Annotated in this window: 20 protein-coding genes and 1 pseudogene; 11 read left to right on the forward strand and 10 right to left on the reverse strand. The window is 38.7% G+C overall.

Going from position 1 to position 20,666, the window contains the following annotated elements; genetic code table 11:
* Positions 1-101 precede the first annotated feature (101 nt).
* Positions 102-1,007, reverse strand: coding sequence for a LysR family transcriptional regulator (locus tag A6E03_RS06910; RefSeq protein ID WP_065600492.1), 906 nt, complete (start codon positions 1,005-1,007; stop codon positions 102-104).
* 305 nt (positions 1,008-1,312) lie between these two features.
* On the opposite strand from A6E03_RS06910, the gene A6E03_RS06915 reads away from it, so the two are divergent.
* Complete coding sequence (locus A6E03_RS06915; RefSeq protein WP_065592311.1) at positions 1,313-1,498, forward strand: hypothetical protein; 186 nt, start codon at positions 1,313-1,315, stop codon at positions 1,496-1,498.
* Between the two features lie 52 nt (positions 1,499-1,550).
* Here A6E03_RS06915 and mepA read toward each other — a convergent pair whose 3' ends face one another.
* A complete protein-coding gene (gene mepA, locus A6E03_RS06920) occupies positions 1,551-2,360 on the reverse strand; it encodes a penicillin-insensitive murein endopeptidase (RefSeq protein ID WP_065600493.1) in 810 nt (269 codons plus the stop codon).
* Positions 2,361-2,717: 357 nt separating this feature from the next.
* On the opposite strand from mepA, the gene A6E03_RS06925 reads away from it, so the two are divergent.
* The gene (locus A6E03_RS06925; RefSeq protein WP_065600494.1) at positions 2,718-4,235 is read left to right on the forward strand and encodes a peptide MFS transporter; all 1,518 of its coding nucleotides are present in this window, start codon (positions 2,718-2,720) and stop codon (positions 4,233-4,235) included.
* A 129-nt stretch (positions 4,236-4,364) separates the two neighbouring features.
* Here A6E03_RS06925 and A6E03_RS06930 read toward each other — a convergent pair whose 3' ends face one another.
* Both A6E03_RS06930 and A6E03_RS06935 read right to left on the reverse strand, forming a co-directional pair.
* Positions 4,365-5,531 (reverse strand): carboxylesterase, encoded by a 1,167-nt coding sequence (locus A6E03_RS06930; RefSeq protein WP_065600495.1) that lies wholly within the window; start codon positions 5,529-5,531, stop codon positions 4,365-4,367.
* Between the two features lie 91 nt (positions 5,532-5,622).
* Positions 5,623-6,048, reverse strand: a complete 426-nt coding sequence (locus A6E03_RS06935; RefSeq protein ID WP_065600496.1) for a MarR family winged helix-turn-helix transcriptional regulator — start codon at positions 6,046-6,048, stop codon at positions 5,623-5,625.
* A gap of 147 nt (positions 6,049-6,195) precedes the next feature.
* Between A6E03_RS06935 and A6E03_RS06940 the strand changes: the two genes are divergently transcribed.
* Positions 6,196-6,507, forward strand: coding sequence for a DUF3861 domain-containing protein (locus A6E03_RS06940; RefSeq protein WP_065600497.1), 312 nt, complete (start codon positions 6,196-6,198; stop codon positions 6,505-6,507).
* 99 nt (positions 6,508-6,606) lie between these two features.
* Here the strand turns inward: A6E03_RS06940 and A6E03_RS06945 are convergent, their stop codons facing one another.
* On the reverse strand, positions 6,607-7,419 hold the full coding sequence (locus A6E03_RS06945; RefSeq protein WP_065600498.1) for an enoyl-CoA hydratase/isomerase family protein: 813 nt from the start codon (positions 7,417-7,419) through the stop codon (positions 6,607-6,609).
* Between the two features lie 178 nt (positions 7,420-7,597).
* On the opposite strand from A6E03_RS06945, the gene A6E03_RS06950 reads away from it, so the two are divergent.
* The 4 genes from A6E03_RS06950 to A6E03_RS06965 all read left to right on the forward strand — a co-directional run bounded on the left by A6E03_RS06950 (position 7,598) and on the right by A6E03_RS06965 (position 11,587).
* Positions 7,598-8,548: a LysR family transcriptional regulator gene (locus tag A6E03_RS06950; RefSeq protein WP_065600499.1), complete on the forward strand. Its 951-nt coding sequence runs from the start codon at positions 7,598-7,600 to the stop codon at positions 8,546-8,548.
* 136 nt (positions 8,549-8,684) lie between these two features.
* Positions 8,685-9,167, forward strand: a complete 483-nt coding sequence (locus A6E03_RS06955; protein ID WP_065600500.1) for a GNAT family N-acetyltransferase — start codon at positions 8,685-8,687, stop codon at positions 9,165-9,167.
* Between the two features lie 21 nt (positions 9,168-9,188).
* Positions 9,189-10,118, forward strand: a complete 930-nt coding sequence (locus tag A6E03_RS06960; RefSeq protein WP_065600501.1) for a LysR family transcriptional regulator — start codon at positions 9,189-9,191, stop codon at positions 10,116-10,118.
* Between the two features lie 185 nt (positions 10,119-10,303).
* Positions 10,304-11,587 (forward strand): serine hydrolase, encoded by a 1,284-nt coding sequence (locus A6E03_RS06965; RefSeq protein ID WP_065600502.1) that lies wholly within the window; start codon positions 10,304-10,306, stop codon positions 11,585-11,587.
* Between the two features lie 707 nt (positions 11,588-12,294).
* Here the strand turns inward: A6E03_RS06965 and A6E03_RS06970 are convergent.
* Positions 12,295-13,044 carry a hypothetical protein gene (locus A6E03_RS06970; RefSeq protein ID WP_065592319.1) on the reverse strand — a complete coding sequence of 250 codons (750 nt, stop codon included), beginning with the start codon at positions 13,042-13,044 and terminating at the stop codon, positions 12,295-12,297.
* 219 nt (positions 13,045-13,263) lie between these two features.
* Between A6E03_RS06970 and A6E03_RS06975 the strand changes: the two genes are divergently transcribed.
* From A6E03_RS06975 to A6E03_RS06985, 3 genes are all read left to right on the forward strand, one after another.
* Complete coding sequence (locus tag A6E03_RS06975) at positions 13,264-14,163, forward strand: LysR family transcriptional regulator (protein WP_045103437.1); 900 nt, start codon at positions 13,264-13,266, stop codon at positions 14,161-14,163.
* A 388-nt stretch (positions 14,164-14,551) separates the two neighbouring features.
* Positions 14,552-14,986, forward strand: a complete 435-nt coding sequence (locus A6E03_RS06980) for a MarR family winged helix-turn-helix transcriptional regulator (protein WP_065592320.1) — start codon at positions 14,552-14,554, stop codon at positions 14,984-14,986.
* Between the two features lie 5 nt (positions 14,987-14,991).
* Positions 14,992-15,750: a trans-aconitate 2-methyltransferase gene (locus tag A6E03_RS06985; protein ID WP_065600520.1), complete on the forward strand. Its 759-nt coding sequence runs from the start codon at positions 14,992-14,994 to the stop codon at positions 15,748-15,750.
* Between the two features lie 258 nt (positions 15,751-16,008).
* Here the strand turns inward: A6E03_RS06985 and A6E03_RS06990 are convergent, their stop codons facing one another.
* The gene (locus A6E03_RS06990; protein WP_065600503.1) at positions 16,009-17,253 is read right to left on the reverse strand and encodes an NADH:flavin oxidoreductase/NADH oxidase family protein; all 1,245 of its coding nucleotides are present in this window, start codon (positions 17,251-17,253) and stop codon (positions 16,009-16,011) included.
* Positions 17,254-17,424: 171 nt separating this feature from the next.
* Here A6E03_RS06990 and A6E03_RS06995 point away from each other — a divergent pair, with 171 nt between their 5' ends.
* A complete protein-coding gene (locus tag A6E03_RS06995) occupies positions 17,425-18,336 on the forward strand; it encodes a DMT family transporter (protein ID WP_083201849.1) in 912 nt (303 codons plus the stop codon).
* Positions 18,337-18,369: 33 nt separating this feature from the next.
* On the opposite strand, the pseudogene A6E03_RS07000 reads toward A6E03_RS06995, so the two are convergent.
* From A6E03_RS07000 to A6E03_RS07010, 3 genes and pseudogenes are all read right to left on the reverse strand, one after another.
* Positions 18,370-19,158, reverse strand: a pseudogene (locus A6E03_RS07000) (DUF4113 domain-containing protein); the annotation flags it as partial.
* Positions 19,159-19,380: 222 nt separating this feature from the next.
* Entirely contained in the window at positions 19,381-20,178 is a 798-nt protein-coding gene (locus tag A6E03_RS07005) for a hypothetical protein (protein ID WP_065600505.1), read from the reverse strand.
* Positions 20,179-20,356: 178 nt separating this feature from the next.
* Positions 20,357-20,659, reverse strand: a complete 303-nt coding sequence (locus tag A6E03_RS07010) for a hypothetical protein (protein WP_065600506.1) — start codon at positions 20,657-20,659, stop codon at positions 20,357-20,359.
* Positions 20,660-20,666: the final 7 nt, after the last annotated feature.

The raw sequence follows: 20,666 nt of genomic DNA on the forward strand, positions 1-20,666 counted from the left end.
CTTATAGCTCAAAAGTGAGAATAAGATATTTAAATAGATTGAAAATAAGAGGTTTATTCCAGAACTTAATACAGAAAAAGCAAAGTTAGGCAGTAATGTCACTATTTATTTCCTTTAATCCTCGCAACAATGAAATCAACGGCAGCTTTAACTTTAGGGGTAGCATACGCCAGTTTCTGATACAGCATATAGACGGCAAGAGTTTGATTTTGAGTGATATTTAATGGCTCGTTAAAGGTTAATTCCACCAATTCTCCTTGTTGTAAATGAGGTTCTAGTACCCACCTCGGCATCATTATAATTCCAGCCCCTTTTATGGCTTTATCTGTCAGCCATTTACCGTTATTTGTTGTTAAAATGCTTGGCGCAGATACTTCTTGCCATTCTCCATTTATCTCGCTTAACCAAGGGGTAGGGCCATTGGGCGTTTTGAAATAAAGACCTTTATGATTAGGCAGCTCTTTCGTGCTTGTCGGGTGGCCATATTTTTTAAGATAGGAAGGAGAAGCGGCAGGAATAAAACGATTATCCATAAGGTAGATAGCAACCACGCGCTCATCTGGCGCATAACCGCCACGGATCGCAATATCCACATCGTCTCGGTCTAATTTAGAGAGCTCATCGCTTAGTACTACATCCAACAAAATATCTGGGTAGCGTAAGATAAATTCGTCCAAAATAGGTGCAAGAATACGTTCACCAAAACCAACCATGGTACTGATTTTAAGGGTTCCAGTTGGTGTGGTTTGATAGTTTTTTACTGCCTGATCGCATTGTTCAAGTTGCTGAACAAGTGCCGTGACTTGGGTATAATATTGTTGACCTACTTCTGTTAAAGAGACGGTTCTCGTCGTTCGTTTTAACAGCTGCGCCCCAAGGGAAGCTTCAAGATCTGCGATTCGACGTGAGATAGAAGAAGCGGGAACATCAAATTTTTTAGCTGCTGCTGAAAAGTTTCCTGCCTCTACCGTTGCTGTAAAATATTTTAATGCTCGCAATTGGTCCATAATTTTATTATTGCCTTTTTAACAATAGAACTACGTATATTATCTGCTATATCTAATTAAAAATAGAGGCAGTTAAAAAGGTGAAATTTGGCATCATGTCTTTATCTGTATAATGTTCGTATAGATATTGTTCTGTATGGAATAAGAGATAATACAAGCAAGGAACAATGCGCTAACAATTTTTGGTGGCTATTTTTACACCACAATTACAAAAACAAAAAACCTTATAATTCATAAGGTAAAAATCTGGTTTCATAAAATGAAAGTGGTAGCATGATCAGATATGTTATTAAAGGGATAGAAAAATGGTTACAACCACTCCAACGCATTTTAAAGTTAAGGTGAATACAAGCAAAGGAAGCTCTTACTGGACACTCAGTGGTTCTACAACCATTATTGAAGACGCAGCTGTCTTCACTATGGATTCCATGCCTGACTTCTTTAGACAATCTTTAAAGCAAGACTTTATTGAACTGTTAGCAATTGAATAAAGTCACACGGTTTGATATTTATATCAGCAATAACCTTGTTCGTTTTTGCTGATTAATTAAGGGCATTTAGCATCTCAGAACATTGCTTTGGCATAACGGGTGCAGATGCTCTTTTTTTCTGTGGTGTTGGGTTCAATCGCCAGCTTTTCGCTTCGTGTCCACAACCATCCCCTTCTGGTGGCTCAGCTTGGTTAATGCAGTTTTTATCCTCTTTAGGACAATTAAGGCGCACATGCATATGAGCACTGTGTCCCCACCAAGGACGTACCTTGCGTAACCATTCTGTATTCTTACTTTCTTCTTCACACAGTTTTTCTTTGATTGCAGAGTTAACAAATATACGAGCTACTCTTTCATCTTTTGCTGCCATTTTAATTAATTCAAAGTGTTCTGGTTGCCAGTATTGCTCTTTAATGGTTGTCGTTGGTTTATCTACTAGGCTAATCGAATAGGGCTTTTTCAGATCTTTTTTGGTTAGTGGTGTAGTTAATAAGCGTAGCCAAATATCAACATCAAGTCCTGTCTGATGGCTGGAGTGGCCGTGAGAAAATCGCCCTCCTTGTGGTAAAGACATATCAGCAATTAACAATTGTTTATTGAGATCCTTTTCTGAAGAGATAGCGAGATCTTGAATAAAATGGATGGTATCTGAATGAGCGAAATAACGCTTACGTTCACTGCGAACCACTTGATAACCCTTTCCGGTTAAAGGCAAAGCGTTTGCACCTTCAAGACAGCCATTGGCGTAACTACCAATAGATTCAATTGCTTGATTAGTTGGAGATAGCATTGATTCCCAAGGTGTCGCATTTACCGAAAAGCTATAGCAGATAAAATATAAAGTAATGAGGTAGTAACGCATTGGTTTATCCCTAAACTACATTGTAATTTACAATATATTAACCTAAATAAAGCGAGCACACTCATGGTAATTTCCTCCTTAATTATTCTTTGAATACTCAGAAATAGAAATTACTAAATAAATAACTGATTAAAGCGGATAAGACTGACATTTTAGATTAAGTAGAAATATAGACCTATAATTAACACTAATATCAGTTAATTTAGGTTTAGGTCGCATTCTGAAAAAGAGAACTTCGTAACTCAGCGGTTTGGGACTTGTGTATCACATCGAGGAATAACTAGATGATATAAAGGCAAAAAATACACTTACAAAAAGTAAGTGTTAATGATGTCATTATGATTCTGGAGTAGTAGTATGCAAGACAATAATGCACGATTTCCCACGATAGCCAAGGTTCTAATTTTTAGACAATTTTTATGGGGTGCCGCCTTCTATGGCGCTTTTGTTCTTTTAACCAAATTCTTCCTCAATGATCTTAATTACAGCGAAGCTGATACCATTATGATGATGGGTGCCTTTGGTGCGGTTGGCCCTGTATTCTCTGCTGTCGGTGGTTTTCTAGCGGATAAATTTATAGGTGCGTTCCGTGCCGTTTATATTGGTTATGCGGTTTATTTAGTGGGGTTCTTATTACTCGGTATTGGAGCAAGTCAACTTAACATTCCAATGAGTATTTTATCTATCGCATTAATTGGTTTTGCTCGTGGTTTATCTGCGACGTGTCCAACCGTGTTATTTGGTAACTCATATTCTGAGACGAACCGTGAAGCTTTCCAGCAAGGTCTTACGGTTAACTATTCAATTAATAACCTTGGTTCTTTTTCTGCTAAATACCTTTTTCCTTTTTTAATCACTTATCTGGCATACCAAGGTGTTTTCTTCATCTCTGCTATCTTAATGGCACTGAACTTACTGATGTTTTATAAGTATCGTAAAGAGTTGGCAAGTGTGGGTAATGATTTAGATAAAGCGCCATTATCATTAAAAACGTGGACTCTATTTTTTGCAGGCTCTGCAGCAATGCTTGCTTTAATATTTTGGATATTCTCAAACCTTGATACAGGTAAATACATTCTGTATGCATTAGGTTTTGGGGCTATTGGTTACTTCATTTATGAAATTACAAAAGCGACGCGTGCATTCCAATATAAAATGGTAGCAGTGCTGATCACCGTTTGTATCCTTATCGTGTTCTATTTCTTCTATGGTCAAATGTTCACTTCAATGAACATGTATGCGATTAATTTAATGGATGATACTTTACTTGGCTTCATTCCAATTCACCCTGAATCAAATATGGCGTTCAACCCGCTGTGGTGTTTTGTGCTTGGTGGGCCAATGATCCAACTTTACGCATGGTTAGATCGCAAAGGCTACTCACCAACTATTCCAACTAAAATTGCAGGGGCATTTATGCTAACTACCATTGCATTTGCTTTGTTGGGATTTTCTGCTGGCACAATGGGAGAAAATGGAAAAATCTCAGCAGACTGGATTTTATTTGTTCACTTTTTCCAATCAGGTGCAGAGCTTATCGTTGGAGCACTAGGTGCTGGATTTATTTTTGAAATGGTGCCACGTTACCTTGCGGCATTCTCGATTGGTTTACGTGCTGTGGCTATCTCATTAAGTGGTATTTTAGCTGCGGTAATAGCAACAAAAATCGCTTTGCCTAAAGACATCGTATTTACACCAGAAGTGGTGGAGACGGTATATACCAGTTACTTTTATATGCTAGCGCAAGTGGCTGCATTTATGGCTGTATTGACGTTAGGGCTATCTAAGGTGATTCAAAGATTAATCGCTCGTGGTGAAGAATTGGAAGCCGAAGAAAAAGTAGAGGCGACAATGAAGCCAGAAGTTCAGAGTTAGAATTTAGTTAATAACTCAGCTTAAAATAGCAACAATAAAAAGGGCGAGTGTCGCCCTTTTTTATGTTTAATAGATAATTAGATAAGCTCTGTTTGGTAAGGTTGGGTAATTATTCTGTGTAATTACAGCTTAATTTACCCGAACTAACTTATTAATCTCATATTCTAAATTATCAAAATATGGGTTCCACGTGAGTCGAGCATAAGCCTTCCCTTCTTCTTGATAACCCCATGCCGAGAACCACACATTCTCTCCTTGTTTACAGGACTGAGTTTGTTCTTCATCTAAACTGTTGGTACAGATTAGTTTTTCTGCTTTTTTCCCATAATAACTATTGCTAGGCGAAAATAATGGGCTCATGTGCGATGCCGTACTGATATGTAAAGAATCTAACTTCATAGGGTAGGCTTGAGTTCGTTTCTTTATTAGCAAATTTTGTTGATCGCCGTACCAAATCAAGTGGTTGTTAGGGTTTACAAATTTATCTGCGAAAAATTCCGTGGTCGCTTGTGAATTTATAATGCTGTCGGCTTCACTAATCACAATTAAAGTGGGCACTGTAATTTTTTTATTAATGATTGTTTTTCTAAATGCGACGGCACTGTCGGAGTATTGCGCCATACCGTGCATGGATATTGAGCTGTATCGTGCAAAATTATTTTCTTTTTTTGATATTCCATCCCAAAATACAGAAACGACTGAACTTAGTTTTTCTAATGTAGGATTTAGTGATTCAAAACCGGGTGAAACAAAAACAAGGCCATCAATACCTTCATTATTTAATGTATGAATCGCTGTTAAATTAGCGCCAGTTGAAAATCCACTTAGCCACACTTCTTGATAGTCTTTTTTCAGAAGATTAGCGTAGTGGTCAACAATGTTTTGCCAATCTTGATAGGTAGTTAAATGCATATCTTCTGGTTTACTTCCATGCCCCGGAAGTAAAAGGACTTGCACATAAAATCCTTGCTCTGAGAATGTCGTAGCAAGATCACTAAAGCTGTATGGAGAATCGCCTAATCCATGTACCAGTAGGATTGCTTTTTTCGAGTTTTTATTGCCACGCTCAAAGGGCATGTTCATTGTTAACTCTTTTTCATGATCATCAGAGATAAAAGCACGATGCTCAGAGAGCCAAGCTTTGGTTTCCAATAAGTACTGATCAAATGAAGGCTGTAGATAATTGTAATACTGCTCAGATAAATGCAAAGGTTTAGGATTATTAGAGAAAGCAGAGCACCCGATAACAAGCAGTGGTAAGCAGATCGCAGTTAAATACATAATAAATTTACGCACGACGATTCCTTAAATGATAAAAAGTGACGATTAAGCATATTCTGCGCTCGATAATTTAATGTCTTTATTAGTTTCGATTTATTTGAGGCGATTAGCTATTAAGGTTGCTCGCCATTTTCTCTGCAACACGCTTAAATTCTGCAATTTCTGCTTCTGAAAGATCCATCGACATTTTTTCAAACATTGTTTTATCAATGACTGAGATCTTTTTCATTATCTCTTTTCCGCTTTCAGTGATACGAAGGCATTGGCTGCGTTTATCTTCAGGGTTTGGCTCCTTTATGATGAGCTCTTGCGTGAGTAAACTGCTTAAAAGGCGTGTGACTTGAGCCTTATCTCGGTTTAAATAGTTAGCAATATCAACGGCTGTGCAGTGCGGTTTGTGGTTAATGATCTTGATAACTCGCACATGCATAGGGGTGATCCCAAGATGTAATTCTTCAATTTTATCATGCAAATTACGTTTTAACGTATGTACTAAGGTGAACAAACTATCTAACGATTTTCTTTGTGACATTAAAATCTCGCCATTGAAAGTAGTTGACATTATCAACTAAAAATATATAGTTGATATTATCAACTTAATTGAGCGATCTTTCAAGAAGAAGTTCAAATCGGTTTGTTATTATTTACGACACAATTAAGATTATTAGAAGGCAGAACTATGATCCCTAAAATTAGAAAAGATAAGTGTTATCGAGTGACCATTGAAGAGATAACACCAGAGCAAGAAACTGCTCAAATATTGGTGTTTGAATTTCAAGATCGTGAAGATGTATTTAATATTGTTGGTAATCTAAAGCAAAAGAGTGGCTTAGAGCCAGAGGTAGCTACAAAAGTGGGCGTAGCATTACGTTTATTAGGCCCAGTGATGATGCAAAACCGTAAACATGAATTGTTTGCTGATTTTATGCCGCACTTTAAAACTTTTATGCAGAACTTGAAGAGTAAAGTGAAAGCGGCATCATCTGTATAGCTGAGTGGGTTATGAAGGGCAAGTAAGCTTTAAATTTTTCGATATATAGCCTCCATACTAGCCGCCAATACGACGGCTAATAATGGAGTGATTTAATTTTTATTTAGACAGTTCAGCCGCCGTATCAACAAAAATACCTTGAATGTCTTTTGCTTCACGCTCTGTTTGTCCGCCATGTTTTAAAAATGCAGAGATAATAGCGGCTGTTTTTTGCTCTTTAGCTCGTTCTAAAAAGTAACGTAACTCTAACTCTGCACCCACGTCTTCATCTTTAATTGATGCCGCAATGATCTCTTTGTACATCACAATATCACGCACTTCTAATGTACTAATCACACCTAAAGTCATTGCTAGAAAGTTATCCATTTCCGCTTTAGGTACAAATTGAGTAATGATATTTAAGTTCTCAGCTTGCTGCGCTGTGAAATCGTTACCCAATAATAGAGCTTGTAATGCTTTGTTTTTGCCCATTCTTCTTGCGAACTGAACCGCACCTTGACCGCCAGTAGGAATATTCACATGAACTTCTGGTTGAGCAAACGCTGCATTCTCAGTGCCGTAAGCAAGGTCACACGCCATAACAAACTCATTACCGCCCCCACGAGCCACGCCATCAACCAAAGCAACAGATACTTGTTTCATCGCCTTGATGTTCATGATCATGTGGTTGAACTCAATAGACGCTGCTTGGCCGCCTTGCGTGCCGTTAATCACATTCAGATCAAGATGCGCTAAAAAGAAGGTTTCATGCAGTGATTTAAACACCACCACTTTAGTTTCTCGGTCATCTTTTAAAGAAAGTACATATTCATTAATTTCGTTGATTAGATTAATGGTTAATACATTCACTGGTGGATTGTTGATAGCAACCGTTGCGATACCATTTTGGTTAGTGATTGATAATGTTTTCATAATGTACTTCCTTTAAATCGCCTATTGGCTAGTTAAATATAATTACGTTGAGAGGGCGTCCTCTCCGTCAGTGAGATAAATATAAGCAATCTATTAGGTGAGAAAAATACCGTTACTGGCATAAGATTGATGCTAATATTGCACCAATACTGTTTTTATTTATTCTCATGAGGCTCATATGGACTTTTCTAATCGCTTACTTTTATTGCTAGAAGTCACTGAACTTGGCTCTTTTACTAATGTTGCCGAGCAAAAGAACCTAGATCGCTCGGTCATATCAAAGCAGATCAGTCGCTTAGAAGAAGAGTTAGGGGTTCGTTTACTTAACCGCACCACGCGCTCGTTATCATTAACAGCAGCAGGCAGTGAAATGGTGAGCCAAGCAAAATTGTTACGTGACTTATTGAATAACACGCACCGTTTAGCGCAAAACTACCATTCAGAGCCTAGAGGGATATTAAAGATCACGAGCTCAATGATGTTTGGCCGTCAGTACGTTCAAGATGCGATCTCTGTTTTTCAGAAGCAATACCCAGATGTGAAATGCGAAATGAGATTAGAAGATAGAGTGGTTGATATTGTGCAGGAAGGCTTTGATATTGGTTTTCGTATTGGTAGACCAAAGAACTCCAGTTTGATCTCTCGTAAGATTGCCCGAAGTCGTTTATTAATTGTCGCCTCTCCAGATTTCATTCAGGAACACGGTCAGATAGAGACAATTGAAACGCTGGAATCACTGCCAGCGACGATTTATGCTGCGCCTGGATTGTTCATTAATAAATTTAATTATCTTGATGAGAACAATATTGAACAGCAATTTCAACTTAATGTCGCTTATAAAGTGAATGATGTTGAGATGGTAGTAAAAAGCGCAGTGGCTGGTAATACGCTTGCTGTGGTAACAGCTCAAATGATAGAGAATGAAATCACTGAAGGGAAGTTAATCCCAATAATGACGCATTTGAATATTGAAGATTTTGGAACCTTTTATGCTGTGTACCCACACCGAGATGCGCCCATCAAAACTAAGTTATTTATCGATGTTTTAAAATCGATTATTGGAGAGGGCTCACCGGTGTGGGAGAAAAATATACCGAATTTTTCAACGCTGTATGGTGGTAATAAGTAAAGAACGGATTAACTTTTAATCATGGCCGGTATGAGTTAATGTGATTTTTAATCATAACTGTGTCACCTTATAGTTAATTCATCAAAGACAAAATGAGTAATCAAAGATGAATGTGATGAACCCTAAGAGAGACATTATGAGCCTTAATATAGTCGAAGTGTCAGCAGATCATGATGAAGAGTTAAGCTGTGTTATTAAATGCGTAGGCGAAGAATACGGAGCCGTCGGTGAGGGCTTTGGTCCATCGGATGCCGAAGTGGATGCAATGAGTTTGTCTTATACTAAAGAAAACCGCAGTCATTATTTGGTCGCGTTATTGGATGGAAAAGTCGTCGGTGGCTGTGGCCTTGCCCCCTTTGGTAATGATGAGAATACCTGTGAATTAAAAAAACTGTTTTTGCTTGAAGAAAGCAGAGGGTTAGGCCTTGGAAAGCAACTTGCTATTGCGTGTTTAGCGTTTGGGAAAGAGCAGGGCTTTACTCAATGTTATCTTGATACGCTTTCTAATATGGTTGCGGCAGTGCGATTGTACGAAAAACTAGGCTTTGAACATCTACCACAACCACTTGAAGAAACACTTCATGGGGCATGTGATGTTTGGATGCTAAAACAGCTGTAAATAAGAACTCAAGGATGAGGCATGAATAACTACAAACTGCTACGCCCGTTATACACCTTGCTACAAACACGAAGTTTGACAGGATCAGCGAAACGCCTAAACGTAACGCAATCAGCAATGAGTAGAACCTTAACTCAAATTAGAACCGCCTTTAATGATCCTATTTTGATCCGAGAGGGGAACCAGTTTGTGGTCAGTGCAAAAGGTGAAGCATTACTGAAAAAACTGCCATCAATATTGGCGACTCTTGATGACTTATATGACGTAGAGATATTCTCTCCTAAAGAATGCAGCCGAGAGTTTACACTGGCTTACACCGCCTTTCTTTCGGAATCGATTGTTCCCGTTATTTGCAAAGAAATAGTGGTTCAAGCACCTAATGCCTCGTTATATAGTCAGCTTTGGCAAGAGCAACACATTCAAGCGCTGTCTGAGAATAAGATTGAGCTTGTGGCCTCAACATTGGATTATTTCCCTGAGAATATTTATGGGAAAAAATTGATTGATGATGAGTACGTTATCATAATGGCTGATTCACATCCCTTAGCTAATCAAGCGGTGAGCCAAGACGTTTACTTTGAATCAAAGCACGTATTGGTTCATGGATTACGAGAAATGAAGCAGTATGTAGGAGAGCTATTTCAGCAACATAAGAAAAAAAGAAAAGTACTCGCAAAGACCCCTTCATTTACTTCAGCCATAGAGCTTATATGCCAGACCGATGCGCTTGTGACTGCACCATTGCATATTGCTGGTCAATTTATCGATAAACTGCCAATTACCATTAAACCGTTACCGTTTGAACTGCCCGTTCATAGTTATTATTTACTTTGGCACAGTAAATTCCAGAATGATCCTGCTCACCGTTGGTTTAGAGATCAAAGTTTCTTACTGCTACAACAGCACCTAAAAGAGACCTATGAAACTGGACGGTTTTTTAGTACCGCTTGAAATGGTAGTCTAAATAGGAACGCAGTTCATGTTCCTAACTTCAATGTTTGATGGAAGCAATCCATCGGAGGCGATGAGGCGTTATTCCGTTTTCCTTGTAACGTGTCTGTATTAACAGAGGCAACTGGCTCGCAGCTTTTGCATGCCGTTCTCACTACAGCACTTATTACCAATAGGAAACCAATATGAAAAGCTTAATCGCTATATCCATTGTAACGGCTCTATTTGCAGGCTCAGCGTTTGCTAATGAGAGCGTTAATGAATCATCCACAAACGTAGATGTTTACAACACTCATGACTTTTTCTTGGAAAAAGGCAACCGCGTTAAACTTCAATTTCCTATTGAACAATCTAAGTTTGCTTGGCAGAACCTAAGCCGTTTCTATCCTACGGCTCAAATTGAACGTGATGGACCTGTCTATCAATTCCCATATCAAATTGACAAAAAAATTGGTGAAATATCAGCGACTGTACACGGTGAAAGCAAAACATTAAATGAACACCTAGATTCTTACCCTGTCGATGCTTTTCTTGTTGTTAAGAGTGGAGAGGTTGTCTTTGAACGTTACAACACGATGCGAAAAACAGACAAGCATAATTGGTTTTCAAACTCGAAAATTACAGCAGGTATAGAGCTGGCTAAATTAGTCAATGAGGGCAAAGTTAACCCTAGTGATCCAGTTTCTAAATATATCCCTGAGTTGAAAGGTTCTGACTGGGATACGGTATCAGTTTCTGATACTGCAAACATGGCCACGGGTTTGAACGCAACAGAGCACGATGAGCCAGAGGCGGACTCACGTATAAACCCAGAACAACCTTGGTTTAAATGGGCGGTTTCCATTGGCGTGTTTGAAGGTGAAGGCAACCAAAGCCCACTTGAAGTACTTGCTGAAATGAAACGAAGAGCGCCGGGCGGAAAAACATTCGAATACAATTCAATTAATACGTTTGTTCTGGCTCGACTTATTGAGAATGTTCGTAACTTACCCATGAATGAGATTGTCAGTCGTGATATGTGGCAGAAAATGGGGGCAAATAATGACGCTTACACTGTCGTTTCTCCAAAAGGGGGATATCCTTTAATGTTTTTCTCAATGAACACCACAATTGAAGATATGACTAAATTCGGTATGTTACTTACTCCGTCAGCCGCAAAGTTGGGTAATGGTGGAGTTAGCAAAGAAGTCATTACGTTAATTCAAGACTCAGGTAACCCAGAAGCTTATGGTGGTGGTTATGTTGGTAAGATGATGGAACACTCTTTCTACAACGACACAAACATCAAGAATGGTTATCAATTTGATGCAATCTTTGAGGATGGCGACTTATACAAGGCAGGTGTTGGTGGTCAAGGTGTGTATATTTCACCAGAAAAAGACTTAGTTATATCTTTCTTTTCAACCAGTAACGGCAAAAACCAAGAAGAAACTTATGCTCGTGAGATTGCGAAATATTTTAGCCGCTAATAATGCTTGGTGGTTGCCACCTAATGTGATCAATCATTGATAGGTTTGGTCATTGAATAGAGTTTTATCTTTTTGTACGCCAGTCGCCTGACTGGCGTTTTTTTGTTTATTCAGTTTCGTTATTGATTGCCTGTGTGCTCGATTAAATATCACGATATCTTTGGTTCATCTCAACATCGCTATTCATTGCAGCCCTTGGTAACGCTTCTATGAATTATAGACATGTAGTTATATATCTACGTAATGGCATAAAGATGTTCACGCGATAACTATCATTACTTGTTTTAGCTCCTTTCTGTTACTCATTGTATCCAGACGATACATTTGAGATCAATATAGCTTGATTCAAACTAAGTCACTCTTGAGCCTATATCGCGCCCCAACACTACGCGCACTACTGATGAGTAGAGGGTAAAACATGTACTAGCAAGCGTAAATAGTTAAGTATCAATTAATAATGACATTGAAATGGGCCGCTAGAATAAGGTTTTGAGTGTTGAAAAAATATGGGATGTAGGCGTAATTTAGTAGAAGTAGAAGTAGAAGTAGAAGTAGAAGTAGATAGTGAATTCAAGGTAAGGTCGAGCTGAATAGTAAATGATGGCTATTTTAACAAAAAAAATTGAGAGGAAGTAAGGAAAAAACTAGAAACAAAAAAAGGCGAATTTCTCGATTCACCTTTGAACGTATTATGGATCCGGGTCGTTTTAAAAGAATACTTTGTATTGGAACCAAACAACCGTGTCGTCAATGTCTAATTTTTGATTGGTTGACTCCATGCTTCCATAAGTATTTTCAACCTTGACTTGCCCCCAACGTGTTTTGTCTGCCGAAAAAGGAGTCGCTGCGAGTAGAGTGGTTTTAACGGTACTCGTTTCAATATCACCATCCATGTACGTAAATTCAGGGTAGGCTGCAAAATAAGTACCATCGGCGCCCGGCTTCCAAACTGCATAAGCAGCGGCCATACCACCTACGATACTATTGTCTGTAACACCGAAGGCACTTGTTGTGCTGTCTGAATATTCACCGCCCATCACTGCTGCACGGCCAAAAAAGGTCAGAGAGTCGATTGGAGTTCTAAAAATAGCGACACCACCTACAGCTGCAGTAGTAAAGCTTGCATTATCAATGATGTCTAATGACGCGGCTACACGAGGTGTAACGGCATTATTTATATTGAATACATGGAAATATTGAGCTCGGCTGTCTTTATATTTCCCCTCATTATCCATCGAACCTTCCAATGTGACCATAGACATCTGTCCGTTGTCATAAGTATATGATAGAGCTCCCGATAGCTTTAGATCACCTATGTTGTTGGTTGCCACATACATATTAGTACTGGCACGAGTCATATCGGATGGGTCGACTTTTTGAGTATCATCAGCAAATGCAGAAATAGAAATGGTAGCAAGTAAAGCCGTAGACAAAGTGGTCATTTTTAGTGTGGTCATTGGACGTTCCTGAGTTATTTAAGTGCAATAACGCAACTTTACATAAGGTTTTTAGACTTATTAACTCTCTAGCGATGGGCTCGAACCATCGCTGTCATCCAAACATCGGTGGGAAAGGGGTATTTCGGTTTTTCGTGGTAAAAAATATTAATTCGTATGTTTAATGTGGACTCTGGTGGTAAGATTTATTATCGAAGATAAGGACTCGCAGGGCATGATATGAACTTTAGTCTTGAACAATTAAATACTTTCGTTGCGGTATATGAACAGCAGGCGTTTAGTAAAGCGGCGATAAAATTAACTAAGCACCGAACAACGGTTGCACAAGTTATCACGAGTTTAGAAGACCAGTTAGCGATCACTTTATTCAATAGATTGAGCCGCAGTGTTGAACCCACGGAAGATGCAGTACTTCTTTATCATTACGCAAAGCAAATACTAGAGCAGGCTAAAACTCTTGATAGATTTGCATTAAGTCTTTCATTTGGCGGGTTAGAGTCGGTGACGATAGCTTATGCGAGCTTTTTACCTCATCACGTTGTTTCTAAAATTCGTCGACAGCTTTATGAAGACTTCCCATCCATGCGCGTTAATTTTTTGGTCAGAACGAAACCAGAAATAAAAGCAGGGATTGAAGATGGAAGTATTCATTTTGGGATTGTGAATATATACGAAAGCAAAGTGATTAATAGTATTGATTTTACTTTTTTGGGGAATATGCCTTTTGTGCCATTTGCTCATGCAGGAAGTGAATTATCGACTAAGCCCTCAAGCGAAGCGCTCTCAACGATGAAATCTTTACGCCAGTTTGTACTCAAATCTATGGTCGACGATAAAATGACGGAGAAGGTTGTTGTTTCTTCAAAACATGAATATGTTGATCAATTAGCGGTCATTATTAAGCTTGTTCAAGATAATTTTGGCTGGGCTCTTTTGCCAAAGTCGATAATCGAGTCTGAATATGTGACTGAAAATTTGGTAGAGATAAAATGTGACGAGATCAAACAAGACATAATGGTTCCCATATCCCTTTGGTGTCCACATTCAAAACAGATTGCACAGGTAAAAAAATCGATCATCAAAGTAGCTGATTATTACATAAATAAATCAGCGAACTGAGGTGTGTAAATTTACATTTTATCGGGAGGACTTATCTGCCAGACAGATGCGCTTGTGACTGCACCACTGCATATCGCTGGTCAATTTATCGATAAACTGCCAATTACCATTAAACCATTAAACCATTAAACGGTTACCGTTTGAGCTGCCAGTTCATTCTGATATTTACTGTGCCAAAGTAAATATCAGAATGATCCTGCTCATCGTTGGTTTAGAGATCAAAGTTTCTTACTGTTACAACAGTACCTAAAAGAGACCTATGACGTGGGTAAACACAATTTACATACGATCAATGGTGATGAGGAATAACGATCAATTAACAATTTATATCTTGCTCTCTTAAATATGCTTAGTTAGACTAACTAAGTATATTTAAGAGAGCATGTAAATGAATACTATTCAGAGTCTGGAACTACTTGAGTTCGAACTATGGCGTCGCTGGCGTTTAAAAATAAGTGATCAAGTAAGTAATGATCTAACAAACAATGAATTAGACTACCTTTATGCACTTAATGGGTTAATAGAAAACGCATCACTTAGCTCTTTAGCCGAGAAGATGAATGTTAGCAATGCCTCTGCGAGCCATATGGTGAGTAAGTTAGAATCAAAGGGATATTTATCTAAAATAAAAAATCATACTGATGGCAGAGGGGTGAGATTAGTTCCAACCGAAAAAACTCAAGCATTGCGTGATTTAGAAGTAGATATCTATAAGCAGGTTGATAGTGAATTTCAATACGCTTTATCTGAGATTGAATATGAGCAACTTAACTCGCTCTTATCCAAAGCTATCGGTGCATTATTAAATCAAGATAGGTTATGAATATAATGAAATTCAATTATTTGGATGTGATGGCTAACCGCCTTTATAGTGATTTATCAAAATATTATGACTATGTAATTAGTCGAGATGATTATCAAGGAGAGGCTCAATTTTGGATAGAACTTATTGAGAATAAATGTGCTACAACGCAACCCAAGTTCCTTGAATTAGCTTCAGGGCCAGGGCACCTTCTCTCATATATCAGCCCTTATGTTGAAGCATTTGTCATTGATTTATCCCCAGACATGCTAACAAAATGTAAGCAATTTAACCCGAATGTGAATGCCATTCAGGGTGATATAACACAATTTAGTTTGCAGCAAGATTTCGACTTTATTTTACTGCATGACAGTATCGGTCATCTGTTTAATGTCGATGATATAAAAGCTACTTTTGAGAACGCTTACCAACATTTAAGATGCGGAGGTATTTTTGCCTTGTCTCCAGAGTTTGATGGGGATAGCTTCAATAAGCCTATTGTTGATCATCGCATAACATCATTACCTGAAAGCGACTTGACCGTCATTGATTATATAGAACGACACCCAATACATGAAAACCGACTTAATATCCTGACTTCGTACTATGAAAAAGATCAAGGAGTCACTCAAATAGAATTTGACCGAATGGAGTTAGGAATATTTAGTGTTGAGTTCTATAAAAAAATTATGGAAGACGTAGGGTTTAACGTTGAACTTTATACAAAACCAGAAAACTCGAGTACCGAATGCCGAACAGCAATTGTAGGTACTCGATTATCTTAAACTAACGTTTTTGTCTAAAAGTACTATGAGATGGAATAACAAATTAACAAGGTAAGACTTATTTTTAGCTACTGAAGTGCCAATCCGAGTTTATATACAAGGTCAATATACTGCGTAACGTGAGAATCAGAGATAAAATTAACTGCATTAGGTGAAGCGAAAATCCAATATGAGTGAATTTTTCACAAATTCTTTTGCTTCAGAGGAAGCTAATTCATATCAATTCTTCGTTTCATTTGATGCGCTTGTTTAAAGTACTTACGCTCTGCGCTTTTTAAATGCATACCAACCTGCACTTAGTAGAGTTTTAAATACCACCCCAAAGGCACTTAATTGAGGATCGGCTTCTTTTCCATCAGCAATACGCCACATTTGGTGTTCATACCAAACAAGCCCAACCATCGCCATTTTATCTAATGCAGGTTTGCCCGTTGTTGGTTCGGCTAGTGGCATTCCATGGCTTGGGTCTTCAATTAGTTTATTAGGAAAATCAGGGTCAACCGCCATGGTTCGTGCAATGCCAATAAAGTCAGTTGCAGAGGTATTTAAGGCTTCATTCATTGCAGGAGCAGTACGAAAACCACCGGTAACAACCAAGGGTGTATTGACCAGTTTTCTTACTTTCTCCATGTAATCCATAAAGTAAGCCTCACGTTTAACGGTGCTTTCTTTTACAGGTTTATTTTTATCTTTGGCTCCCATCATCGATGGACTCTCGTAAGTGCCGCCGGATATTTCGATCAAATCGATGCCGTTATCACTTAGAGTTTGTACAACCTGCATGGACTCATCTTCTGTGAACCCACCTTTCATAAAATCGGCACTGTTAAGCTTAATGCCCACCGGAAAAGCATCACCAACTTCTTTACGGATAGCACGATACACTTCGAGAACAAAACGCAGTCGATTCTCTAATGAACCACCCCATTTGTCGTCTCGTTGGTTGTGTCTTGAGGATAAAAATTGGCTGATAAGATAGCCATGAGCCCCATGAATTTGCACACCAGTAAAGCCAACTTGTTTTGCTAGTTTGGCACTGGTGGCGAACTTATTAATGATCTCATGGATTTCATTATCAGTGAGTTCTCGTGGGGTATTAAAGCCTTTTTCTAATCCGCGTTCTAGTGGGATAGCAGAGGGAGCAACAGGGTCTGCACATAAGAATTTAGGAATTTGTTTACCTGGATGATTAAGCTGCATCCATATGTGTGAGTCGTTTTGTTTTCCGGCATTCGCCCACTCAGTAAATAACGTAAGATCACTTTGTTCATCTAAAACCACATTCTTAGGCTCACCAAGGGCAGTTCTATCCACCATGACATTCCCCGTCATCGATAAACCAATACCGCCTTTAGCCCAACGTTGATAGAGGGTTGCTAAACCAGACGTGGGGTTATGCTGCTTATCGCCAAGCTGTTCACTCATTGCTGATTTGAACAAACGATTTTTAATCACTTGGCCATTGCTAAGCGTAAATGGGTTACTGATATTTATCGAATTCATGCGTGCCTTATGGTTATCTTTTTATGTGTTTGGTCAGTATGCCCTATTTTTTTGATAGTTCCGAATGTTGGCACTAAGTCTATTTCATTATGCTCACCGGTATGATTATTCTGGGGATGTAGTAGAAGAAAGGGTAGTATTCATTACCTTCTAAATTTGGTTGATGTTGTTATGCCTACTTTCTCTTTTTCACTGATCCCGACAGGGGTTAGATTTATGTTTCTTTCTGCACTTGGATTCGCGCTCATGTCAGCGTGCGTAAAATACGTGAGCAATTACGGCATTCCAGTATTTGAAATTGTGGCAGCAAGGGCGTTGGTGTCTTTGATCATTAGCTATGCAGATGTGAAACGAAAAGGCATTTCGATATGGGGGAACAATAAACCCTTACTTCTTGCTCGTGGGACAGTAGGCACAGCAGCGCTTATGTGTGTTTACTACGCAGTAACGACCTTGCCTTTGGCTGAAGCAACCATCTTACAATACGTTCATCCTATCTTTACCGCATTGCTCGGCGTCCTGTTTCTTAAAGAACACATTCAAAAATCAACCATGATATGCATTGCGTTTTGTCTTGTGGGCTTATTTGTTATGGTTCAACCAAGCATGAACAGTGGCAGTACAAGTGAACTGCCTGTTTTTAGTATCCTTGTTGCGTTGTGTGGTGCATTAGGAAGTTCGATTGCCTATGTGATAGTAAGAAAGCTCAGCCAAACAGAAGACAGCTCTGTGATCATATTTTATTTCCCATTAGTGGCACTACCTATCTCAAGCGTACTGATTTGGAATGACTTTGTATGGCCAAGTCTATTCCTTACTATGATCTTGATTTTAATCGGCATCTTCACGCAAATTGGACAATATGGATTGACCAAAGCCATGCAAACCCAAGCCGCAGGTAAAGCGTCTGCGTATTCCTATGTTCAGATCGTCTTTTCTGCGCTATTAGGCGTTTGGGTATTTAATGAGATCCCATCAATGTGGACTTATATCGGTGGTGGTTTGATTGTGACAGGTGCGCTCATTAACGTATTTGGTAAGCAGGCTGTTTCTATTCCTAAGAAAAATAACGCACTTAACTAAGCTGGGCTATGTTTATCCCTTTTATGTAACCAATCAACACCTGATCTTAGGCACATCGTTCCATCTTGTTGTATATTGCGGCGTTAATCTATCGCGCCGCATTCCCCATTTTTCATTAATCCCTTGAGCGCCTAAAAACAGCGCATCCGTGCCATATTTTTGGTTAATACCATCAAATACACTCATCAATTCCGTATTATTTGGGGTCGGGTTTAGCATATCAAATTGCTCATGATCGCCATCGCTTAAGTCCAGCAAACCAACGCCCACTTTGTAATAATTAACACCTGGCTGAAATAACGCTTTAGCAAGAGAGGTCGCGATGGAAGTCAGTTGTGTTGCATCTGCTGTTGGATACGCAAAGTTATGAATTAGTTTTCTATTTACTGGCTTTTCATCAAAAGGGGAGTTAGAAGCAAAACACATCATAATTTTACACAGCGAGCCTTATTTTCTCGCCTTATAAGAAGCAATCGCCGCGTGCTTGGCTAACGCTTGCTGCAGTGATTCTAAATCGGTAATTCGGTTACCCATGCTTCTTGTTGAGAATATCTGTTTCTTATCGGCTCGTGCTACGCCCCATGATTTACAGACTTGGCCATTTAACTCCAGAACCACGCGCTCTACTTCCACATTGAAATTCTTACGCACCAAACCAATCGGCATCGCGCACAATTGCAACGCGGTAAAAATTCCCATTGTGTTCATGCGTTTTGATAATTGGCGACCAATTCCCCATACATCACCGACGTCTAAAACCCCCAATACTTTTAAACGCTCTTGCTCTGAATCTAGAACGCAAACCCCATTGTATTGTTCTATTGTTATAACTACCATCTACAAATGGATATAATTCAAAATCACTTTTTAAGTACTTCTTTTGAAAGCCCATCAAATGGGCTTTATTCGCACCGAATTTTTGATAATTGGTAAACATCCCGTTCACGTAGAATATTTTAACTTTATCTACGTTTTCCTCACAAGATGCTGCGTAAGAAGAGCTAATAGAAAAAAGTGTGATAAATATTGATGCTAATACTTTATTCATTTTGAAACCCCTTCTAAGAACACATTACAATCAATCTCATAAATATCAGGCTCGTTTCCTTGTAAAGCTTTATACAGCTGAGTTGATGCTTCGTTACTTGCAATTGCACGTTCGATTGTGTCGTAATATAAGTCGATAGGGTTTACGAAGTCAGGGTTGGCTTGCTTGTAAATATCAATACAGTATTGAATTGTAATACCATCAATTGCCATTAACTGAGCATCTTCTACCGTAATTTCAATGTTATTTTCACTAAATTCGAGAAGTTTTCCGAACTCTTTACCAGCCTGAGTAGCTAGTGCAACTTCTTGTGTATTTGTATAAGTTTCTTCGACGGTAACTGCATAGTCGTCACGTAAGCCATCTCCATCACTATCTTTCCCAATTACATTTCCGTCGTCAGGAGTAGGGTCTGGGCTAGGTTTTCCCCCAACATCGAGATCTAATCTTTGCCACTCTGCTGAATCACTAGGAATCGAATTATTATTCCACCATTTTGCAATATAATACCCAACATTATATTCAACAACAGTACCACCATTGTACGGGGTTGATTGTTGCCAACGTTCAATCTCCTCAGTATTGATTGTTATCCAACCGTCCCAGCTTACTTTGTTATTTAAAGGTTCAGTGCCTTGAGTCCAGTGCGACGATATATATGTCAAGTCTTTCCACTGAACAACATCACCAGAATTGTATACTTTCTTTTCATCCCACTCTTCGGCTGAAAGGGCGACGTTAGGCAAACTAAAAATCGAAAGTAGAATGCCGAACTGAATAAACTTGTTTTTCATAAACCACTATGTCCTTAAAAGAAAATTTCCATTTGTTCCTTAGAAGATGAATAAGTTACTTCATCCAATAATTCTTCATATTTATTTAGTATTCTTATAGTGTCACCATTGTTGTTTAGTGTTACTCCTGATTGAATTTTATGAATAATTGTTTGTTGTTTAGCTAGATCGATTTCAATTACTTCATTTTTAAGTGAAGCATCTTGGATGATAATTTTTCTTGAAAACTATTACCGAAATTTTGGATTTTGATTAATTCGTTACCCGAGTCTGAGTCTAAAGGGTTAGGGAGCAACGCTGTGATTCTTAACTTAGGTGCATCACAATCAGGGCAGTGAAAATCCACATAAACAGGAAGGTGGTCTGAAGCTCGCGTGTCATCATTTCCATCAATACCAACGACTTCATCAAATATTTTGGCTGCGGTAGGTTGACTGAAAAGAGTAATTAAGGCGGGTGAAACTAAGATTTGGTCGTACAAAGCCTTT

This window comes from Aliivibrio sp. 1S128, assembly GCF_001691065.1.
GTDB lineage: Bacteria > Pseudomonadota > Gammaproteobacteria > Enterobacterales > Vibrionaceae > Aliivibrio.

Bases quoted from the DNA above. Each gene is read 5' to 3' on its own strand.
- A6E03_RS06975 (WP_045103437.1), top strand. From the start codon at position 13,264: ATGAACTTTAGTCTTGAACAATTAAATACTTTCGTTGCGGTATATGAA.
- A6E03_RS06925 (WP_065600494.1), top strand. From the start codon at position 2,718: ATGCAAGACAATAATGCACGATTTCCCACGATAGCCAAGGTTCTAATT.
- A6E03_RS06940 (WP_065600497.1), top strand. From the start codon at position 6,196: ATGATCCCTAAAATTAGAAAAGATAAGTGTTATCGAGTGACCATTGAA.
- A6E03_RS06945 (WP_065600498.1), bottom strand. From the start codon at position 7,419: ATGAAAACATTATCAATCACTAACCAAAATGGTATCGCAACGGTTGCT.
- A6E03_RS07005 (WP_065600505.1), bottom strand. From the start codon at position 20,178: ATGAAAAACAAGTTTATTCAGTTCGGCATTCTACTTTCGATTTTTAGT.
- A6E03_RS06935 (WP_065600496.1), bottom strand. From the start codon at position 6,048: ATGTCACAAAGAAAATCGTTAGATAGTTTGTTCACCTTAGTACATACG.
- A6E03_RS06955 (WP_065600500.1), top strand. From the start codon at position 8,685: ATGAGCCTTAATATAGTCGAAGTGTCAGCAGATCATGATGAAGAGTTA.
- A6E03_RS06985 (WP_065600520.1), top strand. From the start codon at position 14,992: ATGAAATTCAATTATTTGGATGTGATGGCTAACCGCCTTTATAGTGAT.
- A6E03_RS06965 (WP_065600502.1), top strand. From the start codon at position 10,304: ATGAAAAGCTTAATCGCTATATCCATTGTAACGGCTCTATTTGCAGGC.
- A6E03_RS06910 (WP_065600492.1), bottom strand. From the start codon at position 1,007: ATGGACCAATTGCGAGCATTAAAATATTTTACAGCAACGGTAGAGGCA.
- A6E03_RS06990 (WP_065600503.1), bottom strand. From the start codon at position 17,253: ATGAATTCGATAAATATCAGTAACCCATTTACGCTTAGCAATGGCCAA.
- A6E03_RS06960 (WP_065600501.1), top strand. From the start codon at position 9,189: ATGAATAACTACAAACTGCTACGCCCGTTATACACCTTGCTACAAACA.
- A6E03_RS06950 (WP_065600499.1), top strand. From the start codon at position 7,598: ATGGACTTTTCTAATCGCTTACTTTTATTGCTAGAAGTCACTGAACTT.
- A6E03_RS06995 (WP_083201849.1), top strand. From the start codon at position 17,425: ATGCCTACTTTCTCTTTTTCACTGATCCCGACAGGGGTTAGATTTATG.
- mepA (WP_065600493.1), bottom strand. From the start codon at position 2,360: ATGCGTTACTACCTCATTACTTTATATTTTATCTGCTATAGCTTTTCG.
- A6E03_RS06970 (WP_065592319.1), bottom strand. From the start codon at position 13,044: ATGACCACACTAAAAATGACCACTTTGTCTACGGCTTTACTTGCTACC.
- A6E03_RS06980 (WP_065592320.1), top strand. From the start codon at position 14,552: ATGAATACTATTCAGAGTCTGGAACTACTTGAGTTCGAACTATGGCGT.
- A6E03_RS06915 (WP_065592311.1), top strand. From the start codon at position 1,313: ATGGTTACAACCACTCCAACGCATTTTAAAGTTAAGGTGAATACAAGC.